The organism is Alkalihalobacterium chitinilyticum (genome assembly GCF_029028005.1).
GTDB classification, from domain to species: Bacteria; Bacillota; Bacilli; order Bacillales; family Bacillaceae_F; genus Alkalihalobacterium; species Alkalihalobacterium chitinilyticum.
The window spans coordinates 93096-109869 of sequence record NZ_JAOTPO010000005.1; the positions used below are offsets into that span (position 1 = coordinate 93096).

The 16774-nt window shown below is 37.0% G+C and carries 17 protein-coding genes and 1 pseudogene; 13 read left to right on the plus strand and 5 right to left on the minus strand.

What is annotated here, in order from left to right; all coding sequences use genetic code 11:
• Nucleotides 1-85: 85 nt before the first annotated feature.
• The 3 genes and pseudogenes from N7Z68_RS09105 to N7Z68_RS09115 all read left to right on the plus strand — a co-directional run bounded on the left by N7Z68_RS09105 (nt 86) and on the right by N7Z68_RS09115 (nt 2159).
• On the plus strand, nt 86-1156 hold the full coding sequence (locus N7Z68_RS09105; RefSeq protein ID WP_275118167.1) for a two-component system sensor histidine kinase NtrB: 1071 nt from the start codon (nt 86-88) through the stop codon (nt 1154-1156).
• Between the two features lie 362 nt (nt 1157-1518).
• A pseudogene (locus N7Z68_RS09110) lies at nt 1519-1761 on the plus strand (NlpC/P60 family protein); the annotation flags it as partial.
• A 257-nt stretch (nt 1762-2018) separates the two neighbouring features.
• Nucleotides 2019-2159, plus strand: coding sequence for a BH0509 family protein (locus N7Z68_RS09115; RefSeq protein WP_275118169.1), 141 nt, complete (start codon nt 2019-2021; stop codon nt 2157-2159).
• Between the two features lie 127 nt (nt 2160-2286).
• Here N7Z68_RS09115 and N7Z68_RS09120 read toward each other — a convergent pair whose 3' ends face one another.
• Nucleotides 2287-3441 carry a glycosyltransferase family 2 protein gene (locus tag N7Z68_RS09120; protein WP_275118170.1) on the minus strand — a complete coding sequence of 385 codons (1155 nt, stop codon included), beginning with the start codon at nt 3439-3441 and terminating at the stop codon, nt 2287-2289.
• Between the two features lie 293 nt (nt 3442-3734).
• Nucleotides 3735-4913 carry a GTP-binding protein gene (locus tag N7Z68_RS09125; RefSeq protein WP_275118171.1) on the minus strand — a complete coding sequence of 393 codons (1179 nt, stop codon included), beginning with the start codon at nt 4911-4913 and terminating at the stop codon, nt 3735-3737.
• A gap of 256 nt (nt 4914-5169) precedes the next feature.
• Between N7Z68_RS09125 and N7Z68_RS09130 the strand changes: the two genes are divergently transcribed.
• From N7Z68_RS09130 to N7Z68_RS09140, 3 genes are all read left to right on the plus strand, one after another.
• On the plus strand, nt 5170-6030 hold the full coding sequence (locus N7Z68_RS09130; RefSeq protein ID WP_275118172.1) for an SDR family oxidoreductase: 861 nt from the start codon (nt 5170-5172) through the stop codon (nt 6028-6030).
• Entirely contained in the window at nt 6008-6199 is a 192-nt protein-coding gene (locus N7Z68_RS09135) for a hypothetical protein (RefSeq protein WP_275118173.1), read from the plus strand. Before N7Z68_RS09130 ends, N7Z68_RS09135 begins: the two co-directional genes overlap by 23 nt.
• A gap of 377 nt (nt 6200-6576) precedes the next feature.
• Nucleotides 6577-7590 carry a serine hydrolase domain-containing protein gene (locus N7Z68_RS09140; protein WP_275118174.1) on the plus strand — a complete coding sequence of 338 codons (1014 nt, stop codon included), beginning with the start codon at nt 6577-6579 and terminating at the stop codon, nt 7588-7590.
• Between the two features lie 58 nt (nt 7591-7648).
• Here the strand turns inward: N7Z68_RS09140 and N7Z68_RS09145 are convergent, their stop codons facing one another.
• Complete coding sequence (locus N7Z68_RS09145; protein WP_502550503.1) at nt 7649-8131, minus strand: DUF456 domain-containing protein; 483 nt, start codon at nt 8129-8131, stop codon at nt 7649-7651.
• Between the two features lie 105 nt (nt 8132-8236).
• A complete protein-coding gene (locus N7Z68_RS09150; RefSeq protein WP_275118176.1) occupies nt 8237-8602 on the minus strand; it encodes a hypothetical protein in 366 nt (121 codons plus the stop codon).
• A 681-nt stretch (nt 8603-9283) separates the two neighbouring features.
• Here N7Z68_RS09150 and N7Z68_RS09155 point away from each other — a divergent pair.
• Nucleotides 9284-9853, plus strand: coding sequence for a nitroreductase family protein (locus tag N7Z68_RS09155; protein ID WP_275118177.1), 570 nt, complete (start codon nt 9284-9286; stop codon nt 9851-9853).
• Between the two features lie 80 nt (nt 9854-9933).
• Here N7Z68_RS09155 and N7Z68_RS09160 read toward each other — a convergent pair whose 3' ends face one another.
• On the minus strand, nt 9934-10890 hold the full coding sequence (locus N7Z68_RS09160) for a calcium/sodium antiporter (RefSeq protein ID WP_275118178.1): 957 nt from the start codon (nt 10888-10890) through the stop codon (nt 9934-9936).
• Nucleotides 10891-11281: 391 nt separating this feature from the next.
• Between N7Z68_RS09160 and N7Z68_RS09165 the strand changes: the two genes are divergently transcribed.
• From N7Z68_RS09165 to N7Z68_RS09190, 6 genes are all read left to right on the plus strand, one after another.
• Entirely contained in the window at nt 11282-12421 is a 1140-nt protein-coding gene (locus N7Z68_RS09165; protein WP_275118179.1) for an MBL fold metallo-hydrolase, read from the plus strand.
• 354 nt (nt 12422-12775) lie between these two features.
• Complete coding sequence (locus N7Z68_RS09170; protein WP_275118180.1) at nt 12776-13342, plus strand: sulfurtransferase TusA family protein; 567 nt, start codon at nt 12776-12778, stop codon at nt 13340-13342.
• 72 nt (nt 13343-13414) lie between these two features.
• Nucleotides 13415-13642 (plus strand): sulfurtransferase TusA family protein, encoded by a 228-nt coding sequence (locus N7Z68_RS09175; RefSeq protein WP_275118181.1) that lies wholly within the window; start codon nt 13415-13417, stop codon nt 13640-13642.
• Nucleotides 13643-13797: 155 nt separating this feature from the next.
• Nucleotides 13798-15462 carry a SulP family inorganic anion transporter gene (locus N7Z68_RS09180; RefSeq protein ID WP_275118182.1) on the plus strand — a complete coding sequence of 555 codons (1665 nt, stop codon included), beginning with the start codon at nt 13798-13800 and terminating at the stop codon, nt 15460-15462.
• A gap of 5 nt (nt 15463-15467) precedes the next feature.
• Nucleotides 15468-16046 (plus strand): carbonic anhydrase, encoded by a 579-nt coding sequence (locus tag N7Z68_RS09185; protein ID WP_275118183.1) that lies wholly within the window; start codon nt 15468-15470, stop codon nt 16044-16046.
• A gap of 136 nt (nt 16047-16182) precedes the next feature.
• On the plus strand, nt 16183-16659 hold the full coding sequence (locus N7Z68_RS09190) for a DsrE/DsrF/DrsH-like family protein (protein WP_216828574.1): 477 nt from the start codon (nt 16183-16185) through the stop codon (nt 16657-16659).
• The last annotated feature ends 115 nt before the right edge of the window (nt 16660-16774 follow it).

Sequence of the window (16774 nt, forward strand, 5' to 3'; positions counted from 1 at the left end):
GGCGTATTTTATATCAACGTCCATATGTTGGAGTTACTGCCCGTTAATATGAAAAAAAAGGAATGAATTGGAAAGGAATGTATTCATGAATGAGGTTGACGACAAAGAAAGAAGATTAGACGCCTTTATTGACAATTTGCAGGACCCTTTTTTCATATTAAATGAGTACGGTGAATGCAAATACTTGAATAAAGCAACAGAAAGGTTATTTGTAACATCAAAAGAGTCATTGACGAACAAAGTGATCTGGAAAGAAGCTAGAGCACTTGCTCATACCCCCTTATACATTAAATTTCAAGAAGTTATAAAAACGGGAGAAAATGTACAATTTGAGCTATTATGTGAGCGGACACTAAAGTGGTTTAATGTAGAAATATCTACTTCAGAAAACGAATATGCCATTCAATTTCATGACATTACATTTACTAAAAAAGTACTGGAAAAGACAATACAAAAATACAATTCTCTTTTTGAGGCACAGCAGCTTCACATTCAATCAGAAAAGCTAAGTTTTATCAGCGAATTAGCAGCAGGGATCGCCCACGAAATTAATAATCCGTTAACGACCATTAAAGGTTTCCTTCAATTATGGAAGGAAGGTTCTATCCATTACCCAGATCATTATTCAATTTTTGAAAGTGAACTAGAGCGAATTGCATTGATTTCTAATGAATTATTAACATTAGGTAAGCCTTTATCTCAACAAGTCAAGCTACATGACATTAGTACAATCTTACGTGAAACTACTGAGATCTTTCAACAAGATGCACAGAAGAGAAATATTCAAATTTTCTGTAATACAAAAGAAAGTACCTGTTTTGTACTGTGCAATGAAGCACAAATGAAACAAGTTTTTTTTAATATAATCGAAAATGGCATAGATGCTATGGATGATGGCGGGAAAATGATTGTGGACACTTCTATTAGTGATCAAAACGTTGTTGTATCAATTAGTGATGATGGAAAAGGCATACCATCTGAAATACTAAATAAAATTGGCGAACCCTTTTATACAACGAAAGAAAAAGGAACAGGTCTTGGATTGATGGTATGCTATGGAATAGTTAAACAGTACAATGGTGAGATTTTTGTTTCTACTAAAGTAGGAACGGGAACGACATTTACTATAAAGTTACCACTTGTAGATATGTCATAATTTTTTAGAGACTCTTTTCTCAAAGGTTGTTTTGCTTTGGGACCATAGCTAAACAGCTACTTAATTCTTCGCGCTGTACAGTCAGTGCATTAAAAAACATCAATGGACTTCAGGGTAACACCATTTACCGAGGTGACGTCATCAAACTTGTTCCTCGTCAACAAGCAAAGGAAATGAAACCTGCAAAAGAAATACAGCCAGTGCCTAAACGATATACAAATACAGAAGACCAAGCAAGAGATTGTGTTATATAACAACCGGAACATTATATTGGTTATGTTATAAATTTTGAGCAACTCTTGATGAAGTACCTAATTTGTTTGATTGTTCCTTTTTTACCCAATTAGTGTTTCAACAAAACGGTATTGATATTTTCGCGAACATTTAGACAACAAGCGAGTCTCGGGACAAGTGTTCAAAACTTAGAACGAGGAGATTTAATTTCTTTTACAAACCAAGATTTATATACAGATGGTCGAGTAGGCCATGTCGGTATTTATATGGGTAACGGCGATATGACCCACGCTTCTTCATCAGAGGTGTTCATATTGCTGAAAACTTTATGGAAATTGGATATTGGCAAGCAAAATTATTTATTGAAATGAGTAATTGGATAAATCGGAAAAACGAAGAGGCTGACTCAAAAGGAGTTTGTAACCTACTGAAAAATACTGCTGCAGTGTGACTTTAGTATGCAGTACTTTGCGGTAGGAGTGACAGATTTTCTTTATAGGTCAAGCCTCTTTTCCTATTTGTAATAAAATATAAAAAAATTCAAAAAACAGTGTTGACTTTATTCTGTGCTGTTATATAATAATAATCAAATAAAACATTGTTATAATACAGGAAGGGGAAATTAAGAATGAGTAGAAAAGAACGTGAGAATATGATCCGTTATATTGAAATGGTAAAAGGGTTGGAGAAGCAAACAATGTCACACATGACAGATCAAGATATTGAATATATCTACGAAACAACTTATATGCGTCACGAAAGCGAGTAAAAGAGTTTAGTATACGCTATTGTATTGTGTGATTGTTAAAAATTAAGATCATTAAATGATACTCATTCTTGTGACCTAAGAAAAAGCGAGGTTGTCCTTCACTGAAGGAACACCTCGCTTTTTAGTTTTACTTTTTTTTTGGTTTACGTAGCTCCGCTAATGGGTAATGTGTGCCTCTCCAAATAATCCCGCCCCGTACGGTTGTTAAAATCGTTGCACGGATAATGCAGTAAATAAACAGTAGTACTGAAATGGGAAATACCAAAAAGTACTTAAGTGCATTTTTCGCCATAACATTAGCCGTTCGATGATATAAAAGAAACAATAGTGCGATCGTGAACAAATAGACGATTCTAGTAAGACCAGTCGTAAAAAATACAGCAAGAAAAGGAAGGAGTTGTGAAATAAAAACACCTAAAATAGCGAACACAACCATTGTATACCGATAATATAGACCAGCAAATGCATTTTTTTCTAATCCAATCAAGGCTCCCTTTAATGTAGCATACCATTCTACTTCTAGATGTTCTAACGCAGAGACGAAACGTTGTTTTTTACCAGAACTTTTTATTTGAATGCCAAGCATCAAGTCATCATCAGGACGTTCACGGATCACTTGATGTGTACCTATTTCTTCGTAAGCATCTCTTCTTAACAGGTTAAAAGCCCCGATCCCAATAGCTATTTTACTATTATCATCATTGGCTTTCCAAGGACGTTTAAAATAGGAGAAACCGAACAGAAAAAAGGTTACGAATGCCTTCGCCCAAAATCGTTTCACATTCATATTCGGAGCGAGCGTCAAATGATCAACTTGGTGTGGAATCATAAAAGAGAGTGCTTTTTCTAATGTATCTGGTTTGTAATACACATCTGCGTCTGTAAAAAGGAGATAGTCTCCCTTTGAAGCTAAATACCCTTGATATAAAGCATGGTTTTTCCCGAGCCAACCTTCGTCTAGGTGCTCGATATGAATCGGTTGGATTCGGTTATCGGTATTACTGATTTGATTAATGATTGCACCGGTTTGGTCAGTGGAGCGGTCATTGACAACGATCCATTCTATATTTTTATACGTTTGTTGAAGTTGCGATTGCAAACTTCCTTCAATATCCTTTTCTTCATTCCGAGCAGCAACAATGATGGAAACTAACGGCGGGTTCAGCTTGATTGTGTCATTTGTTTCTACGTTTTCTAACTTCTCAAGTTTCCTCATTCCTAGTGTTGCATCGATTAAAACAGCGAACCAAAATAGACAAGTTATGATCGCTAAAATAAGCATCTGTTTCACCACATTTGATTATAATTGAATTTATTTACTAGTATACGTCACGAATCAGTTATTGATATTTTACAAAGAATAGAGGCTGGGGTAAACGATTATGCTTTTAGCGAAAGAAGTTTACTTGTGAATAGACCTTTAGATCGTATAAATATATAAAAAGAGTAACTCATTAGTTAGTGTGTACACTGAATCACTGAGACATGCTCCCATTTATTAAAAACAGAAACAGTCTCTATGATATCGTACAGTACAAACCGTTATGAGTTACTCCATTTTAGGCATTTTAAAGATTAAGCTTCAACAAAACGAGGAATCGGATCGTTAAACGTTGTCCAATCCATGTTCATTTCTTCATCCGTTAACAAGCATTCATCAAGTGAAGCCTCTACTTCAGCGTGGTTCATATCAATTCCAATAAGAACAAGTTCTATTATACGGTCACCAAATACTGGATCCCATTTTTCAAGTAATTCTGGTTCTTCTTGCAGTGTTTTTTGTTTTTCAGTTTCTGTGTATGCAGCCACCCATTCACCGGCACCTTGAATCGTTACGGCAGAACCTGCTTGAGAGAGAAGACCTGCCATATCATTTCTTGATGCAAGCCAGAAGAAGCCTTTGGCTCGAACGACATCAACTGGCCAATTTTCAAGCCAATTCATTAAACGCTCTGGATGAAACGGCTTACGGCGACGGTAAACAAACGAAGTCACTCCATATTCTTCAGTTTCTGGTGTATGCTCTTCGTTTAATTCTTTAATCCAACCAGGCGATTGACTTGATTTATCAAAATCAAAACGGTTTGTATTTAAAATTTCTGTTAGTGGAACGTTGGAATGTGAAGTAGGAATGATCTTGGCATCGGCATTCATTTTGCGTAAGAAGTCCATTAGTTCTTTTGTATCGCTTTCCTCTAACATTTCGGTCTTATTTAAAATAATCACATTGGCAAATTCCATTTGATCTATTAAGAGATCAGCAATATCACGCGTATCCGTTTCATCTGTACCTTGTTTACGGTCTAATAACGTTTCACCTGATGCGTAATCTTCCCAGAAACGGTTGGCATCAACGACAGTAACCATCGTATCTAAACGGCATTTTGACGTTAAATCAATATCCATTTCTTCATCTAGATAGGTGAACGTTTGAGCAACAGGGATAGGCTCACTGATTCCTGAAGACTCGATGACAATGTAGTCAATACCGCCAGCATCGACTAATTGTTCCACTTCTTTCATTAAGTCTTCACGCAGTGTACAGCAAATACAGCCATTTTGCATTTCAACAAGTTTTTCTTCGGTACGAACAAAGCCGCCATCTTTAACTAGTTTTGCATCAACGTTTACTTCGCTCATATCGTTAACGATGACAGCTACTTTTAAGCCTTCACGATTTTGTAATATATGATTTAGTAAGGTTGTCTTACCTGCTCCTAAATATCCACTTAAAACTGTTACTGGTACTCTCATTTCTAATATTCCTCCTATAAGCTCAACCACGGTGTAGGGAAGTAGCTTCCATTATAAACGTAATTATTACGGTTTATAGTCTATCGTAACATGTCTTGATTGTAAATAGTATTTATTTCGATTTAGAATTTTAATCAAACAAGCTATTGGTAGTAGAAGGAGATTATCGCAGAAAAACAAAATTCGACGAAATAAAGGACAATGATAGGAACGATATCGAATACCTATAGACCATAACTGTAAGGGAGAGCCGATCATGAATAAAGAAATCGTATTAATTACGGGAACGAATAGTGGTTTTGGGTACCTATCCACACTTGACTTAGCATCTCAAGGATATACAGTCATCGCCACGATGCGTGACCTATCCAAACAAACAGAGCTTCTCAAGGAAGCAGAGCAAAAGAAGTTAACAGATCGGATTGAAATACTGCCATTAGACGTGACGGACCCTCATCAAATTGAACACGTCAGGCAGCATGTTGAAAATCAATATGGTCAAATAGATATTCTGATCAATAATGCTGGATTTAGTGCCGGAGGAATTACAGAGCTCTTGGACCTAGAAGAGTGGAAGGCACAGTTTGATACAAACCTTTTCGGTGTCATTGCCGTAACAAAAGCATTTCTTCCGATGATGCGTGAGAAGCGAAACGGTAAGATCATTAATATTGGAAGCGTTAGCGGACACGTTGGTTTTCCTGGTTTAGGTCCCTACGTTTCATCAAAGTTTGCACTATCTGGGTTTAGTGAGTCCCTTCGGCTAGAATTACTGCCTTTTGGCATTCAAGTGAGCATCGTCGAACCAGGTTCGTATAAAACTGAAATTTGGGAAAAATCCTTGAGTAAAATTGACCCAAATATTGATGGCGACTATGACGCGTTTATGAAAAAAGTTTACTCTGTGGCAAAGAAAACCGGGGAACGAGCAGATGACCCGAATGAAGTAGTCGAAGTTATCGCTAATATCTGTCGGTCGAAAAAAACAAAACTTCGCTATCCAGTTGGAAAAGGGATCCGAGCGACAATTTTTATGAAGAACCTTCTTCCCTGGGCATGGTTCGAATCAATGGTTCAAAAAAAGATGAAGTTGGGTGGTAATCATCGAAAAGGTTGAAGTAAGACTTATTGCGGATGCAGGAGGTTTCTTCAATTCACTCGTTCTATACACCGATACTGCAGAGGCTGTCGATTTTTACCATGCACTCGGATTTACAAAAACAGAGCCATATCAAAAAGTTACAAAGGTTTCTCACTATTTAAAAATTAAACCCATAAACCTATAAAAAATCAAGGTTACCATAACCTTGATTTTTTATGCAGACCGTAATTAATGCGCCTAAGAATTGGAATATAAAAACAATCTTCTAATACATTGTACTATTAACTTCTATGAGGATGTGTCGTAATGGCTACGAAGATTTTTGTTGGAAACTATAAAGGCGGAGATGGAGATAAACCCACTATTACAAAAGCCATTTGTACGAAATGATCAACTCTAATATTCGGGCGAGAAAAGGCGGGATTGCTTTTTCTAAAGTATAAATCTAGGCTGAGCGTAACTAATTAATTTGCTGACATCCTTTGTAACTGGAGGATAAAATTCATTTACTGTCGAAATAAGCAATAAATAAATCTAATTCACTAACGTTCGGGGTGCCCAATGATTAAGCAAATTGATGAATATCTATCTAAAAAACCCCTTTTTTCTGGCTGTATCCTTGTTGCTAGAAAAGGGGAGGTCCTAGTCCATAAAGCTTATGGTTTCGCTGATTTTGAAAAACAAATTAAAAACACGATCGATACACGTTTTTCTACTGCTTCTGCAATAAGTAAACCTATGACCGCCATTGCAACCCTGCAATTGATTGAGCATGGCATTCTTTCATTAAGTCAGAAAATAGGTCTATTCTTTCCGCAATACAAAAATGAAAACATCACCATTCATCATTTACTCAACCATACGTCAGGTATCCCTAACTACTTAATGATCGGTAAAGCAATTGATAACACTAAAGAGTATAGACCGAAAGAAATCATTAATATTGTCCATAACAAAGGGCTGCGCTTCATACCCGGAAAGAAGTTTTCTTACAACAATACTGGATTTCTAATGCTAGGATTAATCATTGAGCAAGTACTAGGAACTTCTTATGAACAATATGTAAAAGAAAATATATTTGCACCTGCTGGGATGAAAAATTCGTGTTTTGAACGAGAAAACTTAGAAAATACAGCTAAAAATCATATTAAAGGAAAACAAGGCACTTTCTTTCACCCGTCCTTATTGTATGCATGTGGTGAAGTTCATTCCACCGTAGAAGATTTATATAGATTAGACCGTGCGTTAAAGGAAAATTATATTTTAAGCGAAGCGTCGGTAAACATGATGGAGGAACCGAGCTATTCCGGTAAATGGATAACTGTCGGCTATCCGTGGCTCATTAAAAATCAATTCGACCGACGGAGTATTGCTCACGGCGGAACACATCCCGGTGGTTACGTAAGCCATTTTGAAAGATACTTAGACGATGACATAACGATCATCGTGTTAAGCAATAATATGGTCAAGCATGCGACGTTTTCCATGAAAGAACTGGGGGCCACGTGGATCTCACGTGAAATCGCTGAAATTATGTTTTCTCAAAAGCTGAGATTTTGGCAGAAGTACTTATAATGGCAAGTATTTGGATCAAAATAGAAGTTGCTTACTATAACGCAAACTGTAACATATGCTAAAAATTCACATCGATTAAGAACACTACAATCATAACCAACTGAAAAAGAGCTTTCGCAAATGTACCACTCAAAAAGGCAATAAGTGTACCTAATGCTACTTTCAAAGCGTCACTTAACGCTTTTCGTTGCATGAGTTCTGTGAGAAGGACAAGGATAAACGGAACGATCAAGATCCCGAATGGCGGGATGACAAAGCAACCAATAATTACACCAACTGTTGCTACGCGAATTCCCCATTTTGAACCGCCAGAGCGCTGAACGAAATAGAGATTTGCTAAATAATCGGTTAAAAACAACACCACTGTTAAGACGCCAAGCGTTGCCCAAGTCCACCAGGAAACAACCGCAGCTGAACCGAAGAAATAATAGAGAACAACACCTAGCCAAATTAACACGACAGATGGAATGATCGGGTAGATGAGTCCAATAAAACTAAATACAAATAGCACACTAATAAATCCCCAGAGCAAAATATCCAAAAGATCACCTCAACGTGATTTTAGCGAATTCCAATTCCAAATACAAACAAACCTAAACGAAAGAAAAACCAGAGACAGCCTAAGCCATTTCTGGTTATCTTTCGTTTAGTCGATCTCATCCACCCATTTATGTTTAGTATTCAACAACGATTGAATACACCGATGCGACTGATCCTTAGATTGATAGTACTCAAGTAATTGGTCTTGAAGTACAGGAACAACCGACATGGATTGTGAAGATAATGCTTCTTGCATATCTTCATATAGCGTTTGATAAAAGTTCACATCTGACTTTTGATCTCCGCAAGCACATTTCCCAGCACATAAGTGCTCACTAAGCTTTTCATAAGAAACTCTCAGCTCATTTTTAACTTTTTCCATCAATTCACTCGTCCAATACTCATGTGTTAGCAACTCTAAAACTTGTAACGCATGGTCATGAGCCAATTTCCCAGTATTCATACCAGCCATCACTGTACCTCCTTTTTCATAAATTTTGAAATCAAAACTATATAAATAGCCCCGATAACTAATTTAAATTTTACAAATTTTCTAACTATTTTGCAATACCTTTAACAATATTGTCACAATTTGATTTTCTTTCCAACTAATCATCTACTTATCTTTGAAAGATAGATAAGTTAAGAAATGTTATAGTAAAGTTGGTTTAAATCCCAAACGTTACAAATTTAGGAGAAATTATCCTAAGAAAGTATAAGGGTAGTGTAAGGTATTTTTTTAACTGCTTTTCTATTGAAATTTAAACTGCTAGCTTAGTAGTATGTAATTGGTCACTACAATATAATAAAGGTGTGAAACAAAAACATATGGTTATTTTCCAGCGAATTTATGAAGGCACGATGATCCTCTTAGTGGTGCTGACGATCATGGCAATCTGGACGAATCATCCATATAATCAATTTGTCCACTAGATCGTTTGGGGTATATTTTTAGTAGATTTCTTAATACGATATATAAAGGCCGAACAAAAGTGGACATTTATAAAAAAGAATCCTTTCGCGATCTATGTCAGATCTTGCGCTTCCCCTGGAAATATCAAATTACGTCTAATGTTTTAACACGTCTGGGGAGCTTTTCATATAAATGAAGAAGTATTTCTGGGCTCATAACTCAATTGAAGGAGTGGAATGCATGGAGTTGTTTGATGCGATTAAAACGAGAAGAAGTATAGGTATTGTTAAAGAGGAACCTGTTCCAAATCAACTGATAGAACAAATATTAGAAGCAGGAACGTTTGCACCTAACCATTTTCGCACTGAGCCGTGGCGCTTCTTCGTTCTAACAGGTGATAGTCGTGCGGAGTTAGGAGAAGTATTTGAAAAGATTACAAAAGCGAGTTCCGAAGATCCTTCTACACCAGAAGTGGTTAAGAAACTAGAGCGAGCCAAGAAAAATCCGCTTCGAGCGCCTGTTATCATAACGGTTGGGGTCGAGCCGAGCTCTAAAAAGAATGTACTGATTCAAGAGGAGTATGCCGCAGTTCATGCAGCGTTACAAAATATGTTACTTGCTGCGCATGCCCTTGGCCTAGGAGCAATATGGCGTACTGGAGCGATTTGCTATGAGAAACAAGTGAACGACTTTTTCGGTATGTCTGAACGAGGAGAAATAGTAGGGTTTATTTATCTTGGATACCCCGATATGAAAACTCCACAAGTGAAAAAAACAAGCTTCACAAACTTTACAACATGGATGTCTTAACTGTATCTTTCAAATTGAAGAGGCTGCTCATAAAATGAGACAGCCTTTTTTGCTTTTTAACCAGAGTTACTTACTCCAGTTTAATTTCTAATGATTATTAATACCAAGTAAATAATATAAACGAGTGACAGGATCAAACCTTCTAATTTTCCAATGGTATATTCTGTTCGAGAATAGATGAATAAAACGACGGTAAGAATGATCATAACATTGACATCAAAAAAGATTTTTGGATCGACGGGGAGCGGTGTGATAATTGAAGCAACACCGAGCACAAATAAAATATTAAAAATGGAACTTCCAACAATATTACCTAAAGCCATTTGACTTTGTTTTTTTAATGCTGCAGAAATGGATATGGCAAGTTCCGGCAGTGAAGATCCGATCGCAACAATTGTTAGACCGACTAATGTTTCACTCATTCCAAATCGAATTGCAATTTCCGTACTGCTTTCAACAACTAAATATCCACCTATAATAATGGCTGCTAATCCTGCAATCGCCAGGAGGATGTTTTTCCCCCATGTTGGCTTTTGAGTATCTCCATTGTCTTCAGTTAATGTTTCACGACTATTTCTCGCGGCTTCAATAACATAATATAAAAAGATGGAAAAAAACAATAAAAAGATGATACCATCACTTCTTGTAATCATATTTTCTGGTGCATTTTGCAGAAATTGATCACTGATTAAAACAAGTAATGCAATGCTAGCCAAGAAAGCCAGAGGAATTTCTTTTCTAATGGTGGCACTTTCAACTTTTAAAGGAAATATTACTGCAGTTACACCAACCACTAAAGCTGTATTAATAATATTACTACCGACGACATTCCCAACTGTTACATCTGTACTACCCTCTAAAGCGGCAATAATACTAACAGTGGCTTCGGGTGCACCTGAACCGAAGGCGACAATCGTCAGACCAACTAATAAAGGAGAAACACGTAATAGCGTAGCAATGGCTGAAGACCCATCAACAAAATAGTCAGCACCTTTAATTAAAAGGATAAACCCTAGGAGTAATAGTAAATAGACCATGGTTCATACCAATCCTTTTTTATCTCTCATAAATTTTACATTTATAATGAAATCTTTTTGGAATATATATATTTATAAATTAAGGTCTCCATTTAGGAAAAATGTATCCACTATAGCCAATATTTCAATTACAGATGGACCTTCAAAGAGGTGATGAAGGACAAGGCAGGGTAGAAAAGCAGGGGAAGTGTCCTTCATAGAGCTGATGAAGGAGCGCAAATGGTGTTGGGGATAGATTTAGAAAGTAGTGATAATTCATTTATGAGCAATAGGAGTTGGGTTTAAAAAGAATTTAATGAATTCTATTGACATATATACCCCATTAGGTATAAGATATAACCAAGCGACATACCTGCAAGGGTATAAAACAGTGTGAGGAGTGAGGCAACCAATGAGTAATGTAAAAGATATTACTGCAAAAGAAATTATGGATCGTATTGTAAAAAAAGAAGAACTATTTATTCTTGATGTTCGAAACGAGTCAGATTTCCAAGATTGGAAAATAGAAGGGGAAACTTTTTCACATCTTAATGTACCTTATTTTGAACTAATTGATGGGGTTGACTCGATTGTAGATCACCTACCAAAAGATAAAGACATTGTTGTGTTATGTGCAAAAGGTGGATCATCTGCATTTGTAGGAGAAATGATAGTTGAAGCAGGTTTCGACAGAGTTTACTCATTAGTTGATGGAATGAAAGCATGGAGCGAACATCTTCACCAAGTTCGGATTTATGAAGATGAAAAAATTAAAGTAGACCAATTTATTCGTATTGGAAAAGGTTGTCTTTCATACATGGTCACATCTAATGACCAAGCACTAATCGTTGACCCAAGCCGTTTTACAGATGTATATGTTGAAGCAGCAAGAAAAGAAGGCGCAACTATTACTCATATTGTAGACTCTCACCTACATGCAGATCATATTTCAGGAGGCCATGAATTAGCAGAAAATTTAGGGGCGAAATATTTCTTAATGAAGAGTGAAGGAGCAATCTTTGAGTTTGAAGCATTAGAAAACCACGATCGTATTGAATTTAACAACATTAAGTTAGAAGTTCTAGCTGTAAAAACACCAGGACATACGCCTGGTAGTGTGTCATTCTTTGTTAATGACAAATTACTTTTCTCAGGGGACACCATTTTCGTTAGTGGATTAGGTCGTCCTGACTTAGGTAATAAAGTTCGTGAGTGGGCAGATGATTTATACCACACGATTTATGATAAAGTTTCAGCGATTGCTGATGATGTTATCGTTCTTCCGGGTCACTACGCTGACTATGTAGAAGAAGTGAATGACAAAGGGTATATTGGTGATCTATTAGGAAATATTCGTGAACGTAATGAAAAAATGTTCTCGATGACTAAAGATACATTCCTAGACCACGTAGAACAATCTGCTTCTTCTGTGAAACCACCGAACTTTGAAGATATAATTGCAATCAACCGTGGTGTTGAGCAAGCTGACGCAGAGCGTAAACAAGAATTGGAAATTGGACCAAATCGTTGTGCGGTTCACCACACTCACTAATTAAGCAAGGGAGGCACCACTTCATGAAAGATAAAAAAGATCCGTGCGCAACACACCAGTGAGGCATGAAGCCAAAGAAGACAGCAGAGGATAAAAAGCAATTCACGAAACCACCAATATGACCAGCTGTCTATCTCTGGTTCCTGGTAGGAGCCATCTTCATTTTGTTTCAAATTGCAGCTTTTTTTATGAAATAGAATACTCTCTCCAGATCAGGAGAAGGTCAGTCTCTATTAGTCAGAAAAAATTTTTTAATACAAATATACCCCTATAGGTAAAAGGTGTTGACTACAATAAGTTTCGGTTGTAATATATGTATAGGGGTAAGGGTATAATTCAAAAGGAGGTAACAACATGGCAATTAAAGTAGATCAAGTGTTAGATGCAAAAGGGTTAGCATGCCCGATGCCAATTGTTCGTACAAAAAAAGCAATGGATCAATTAAATTCAGGTGAAGTACTTGAAATTCAAGCTACAGATAAAGGGTCGTTAGCTGACTTGAAAGCATGGGCTAACTCAACAGGCCATCAATATTTAGGTACGAACGAAGAGGGGGATGTGCTGCTTCATTATTTACGAAAAGCGGATCCTTCTGAGACAAAGGAGGAAGTTGACTTTCCTCATGTCACATCAAATACAGAATTAGAAAGCAAAATTGGTGAAGCGGGAGTAACGATATTAGATGTTCGTGAGCCTGCTGAGCATGCTTTCGCTCGCATTCCTACCTCTAAATCTATTCCGCTTGGCGAGCTAGAAGAACGCCTTGGTGAATTAAATCAACATGATACTGTATATGTCGTATGCCGTACAGGAAGCAGAAGTGCAATGGCTGCAAAGCTGTTAACAGATAACGGTTTTGAGAATGTAATGAACGTTAAGCCTGGAATGTCTGAATGGACTGGAAAAGTAGAAAACAACTAAACAACTATAAGAAATCAAAAATAAAGCATTTTTTAAACTTAATTACCAGTAAATTTAAAGGAGAGATTATTTATGAATAGTAATAAAGTATTAAACGCAACAGGGTTAGCTTGTCCAATGCCAATCGTACGTACAAAAAAAGCAATTGACGAACTTGAAGCAGGTCAAATCCTAGAAGTTCATGCAACAGATAAAGGCTCAAAAGCTGATATCGCAGCTTGGTGTAAAGCTTCTGGAAATGAACTTGTCCACCAAGACGAAGATGGTGATGTTTTTAAGTTCTGGATTAAGAAAGCTTAATAAGGTTTAAATTGAGGGTGACTCAAACTATCGATTAGGCCACCTTTACTAAAAATAGCTCCTATTAAATGAGATGCATCTATTTTTAGTGCAAAAGAGAAGGTGAGGTCGCTAGAGAGTCACCTTCTCCTTCATTAGAAAGGAGGAAAAACCAAATGCTCAAGAAGTTATTTCCAGGGCTTGAGTGGATGTTGACGTATAAAAAACATGATTTACGCGGTGATCTATCAGCGGGATTAATTGTTGCCATCATGTTAATTCCACAAGGCATGGCCTATGCGATGCTTGCTGGTTTGCCACCTGTTATCGGGCTGTATGCATCAACGATACCGCTTATTGTTTATGCTCTTTTCGGTTCTTCAAGACAGCTTGCAGTGGGACCTGTTGCGATGGTGTCACTTCTTGTATTAACGGGTGTCCAAGGGCTGGCTGAACCAGGTTCAAGTGAGTATATTTCACTTGTATTATTACTTGCTTTAATGGTTGGGGTCATCCAATTGGTTCTTGGGTTATTGAAACTCGGATTTGTAACCGAATTTATTTCTCATGCTGTTATTAGTGGTTTTACCTCGGCAGCAGCCATCGTTATTGGTCTCAGCCAATTAAAACATCTACTGGGGATTAACCTTCCCTCAACTGAAAATGTATTTGAACTATTATATCGAGCGTTCTTACAAATCAATAGCATGAATTTTTATACGTTTTTAATTGGTATTACTAGTATTATTATCTTAATCGTGATGAAGAAATGGATACCGAAAATTCCAGCGCCACTTGTGGTCGTTGTTTATAGTACACTTCTTGTTTATATATTTGACCTTCATGAAAAAGGAGTAAGTATTATTGGTGAAGTACCAGGCGGTTTACCGATTGTTTCCTTACCGGCGTGGAGTATGGAGGCCATTAGCGCGTTAATGCCTATCGCGATCACAATCGCGATCATCGGGTTTGTTGAAAGTTTCGCTATGGCAAAAGTCATTGCTACAAAAGAGAAATATAAAGTGCATGCAAATCGTGAATTAATTGGTCTAGGGCTTGCTAACGTATCAGCCTCAACTTTTTCAGGGTATCCAGTCACTGGCGGTTTTTCACGTTCAGCCGTTAATTACGGTGCTGGTGCCAGAACAGGACTTGCAGCCATTATTACTGCAATTTTAATCATTTTAACGCTATTATTCTTTACATCTTGGTTTTACTACATGCCGACTGCCGTCCTCGCTGCGATTATTATGGTAGCTGTCTATGGATTAATCGATGTGAAAGAAGCGAAGCACTTATTTAAGATCAAACGTATAGACGGTGCTACTTTGTTAATTACATTTGGAGCCACATTAACGTTAGGAATTGAAACTGGTATTTTCCTTGGTATTATTTTCTCTCTTATTGTTTTTATATGGAGGAGTGCAAACCCTCATGTTGCTGAGTTAGGTTATGTAAAAGAGGCGAATGTCTATCGTAATATCAAAAGATATCCAGAAGCTGTTGAAAAAGAGAATGTTTCCATATTAAGAATCGACTCGCCGATGTATTTTGCAAACATTACAAAAATCGAAGACATGATTCAACGAAAGTTCTTAGAGCAACCTTCACTTCATACTGTTATTCTTGATTTTTCAGGTGTAAATGACATGGATGCTGTCGCCATTGAACATTTAAACGAACTATTCACCACTTATGAAAGTCTTGGGAAGAATATCCTATTGTGTGATATTAAAGGACCTGTCCGAGATGTTTTAAAGCGAGCGGGATGGTATGAAAAATACAAGGGGAAAATCGAGTCTCATTCAATTGATGAAGCACTAGCCACAATCAAGGAGTGAGTAAAATGGAGAGGAAATTAAAACGAAACAATAAACTGTTTTTTGAAGAAATGAGAAAAGTAGACCCTCATTTCTTCGATAGAATGGTTCAGGGGCAAGAACCGGAATTATTCGTGTTAGCCTGCAGTGATTCACGAGTGAGTCCTTCGGTCATTACACAAATGCCGCTCGGGAAATTATTTATTCACCGTAATATTGGTAATCAAGTAAATGAACACGATGAAAGCTTTTCTGCAAGCTTATACTACGCTTTAAAGCACTTAAAAGTAAAAGGAATTCTAATCATCGGCCACACTCATTGTGGAGGGATTGATGCTGCGGTAAACGGAAATAACGAAGAAGCTTTAAAACCATGGCTGAAGGGGATCCGGGAGTCATTTATCAATGAGAATAGTACGCAAATGTGCACTGGGCAACTATCAGAGACACACCTTCTCAAGCAAGTGGAACGATTGAATGGGCACCCAATTTATAAAGAGTTTGGTCAACACATACCCATTATTCCTGTTGTTTACCATATTGAAAATGGGGAAATTGAATTTATTAAGTATCAAGAGAGAACTGTAAACGCAAAGGATATGTAAAAAACGTACGCTAATGGAAAATAGACAGGGAATTAGAATATAACTATTATATTTTTTGGTTGACATAATACCTGCAAGGGTATAATATAACAATATAGAAAATACCTATAAGAGTGTATATTAGGAGGAGATCTAAATGGAACAAAAGAAAGCAACAATGATTGTATTCGATGGTGATTTAGATAAAGCATTAGCTAGTTTTATTATCGCAACTGGTGCAGCGGCTATGGGGAAACCAGTAACGATGTTTTTCACTTTCTGGGGATTGAATGTACTTCGTAAAGATGAACATATCCCCGTCAAAAAGAATTTCTTAGAGAAAATGTTCGGTAAAATGATGCCAAGAGGCCCTGAAAAACTAGGCTTATCTAAAATGAACTTCGGTGGTGCCGGATCGAAGTTAATGAAGCATATGATGAAAAAACACAATGTCGTTTCTTTAAATGAGTTAATCGAAATGGCGAAAGAGCTGGATATTAAAATGGTTGCATGTACAATGTCAATGGATGTAATGGGAATCCAAAAAGAAGAATTAATCGATGGTATCGAGTATGCTGGTGTAGCAACATACCTTGCAGAAGCAGAAGAAGGAAACGTCAACCTATTTATCTAGTAATCTTTTTCTTAAAAACAACGTTGGAAGTTAAGGATTTCGGACTTTTAGAAGCATGACGAGACATTCAAATCGTAAATCATGTTATCCTAAAGTATAAATAAAGTTTCCTAAG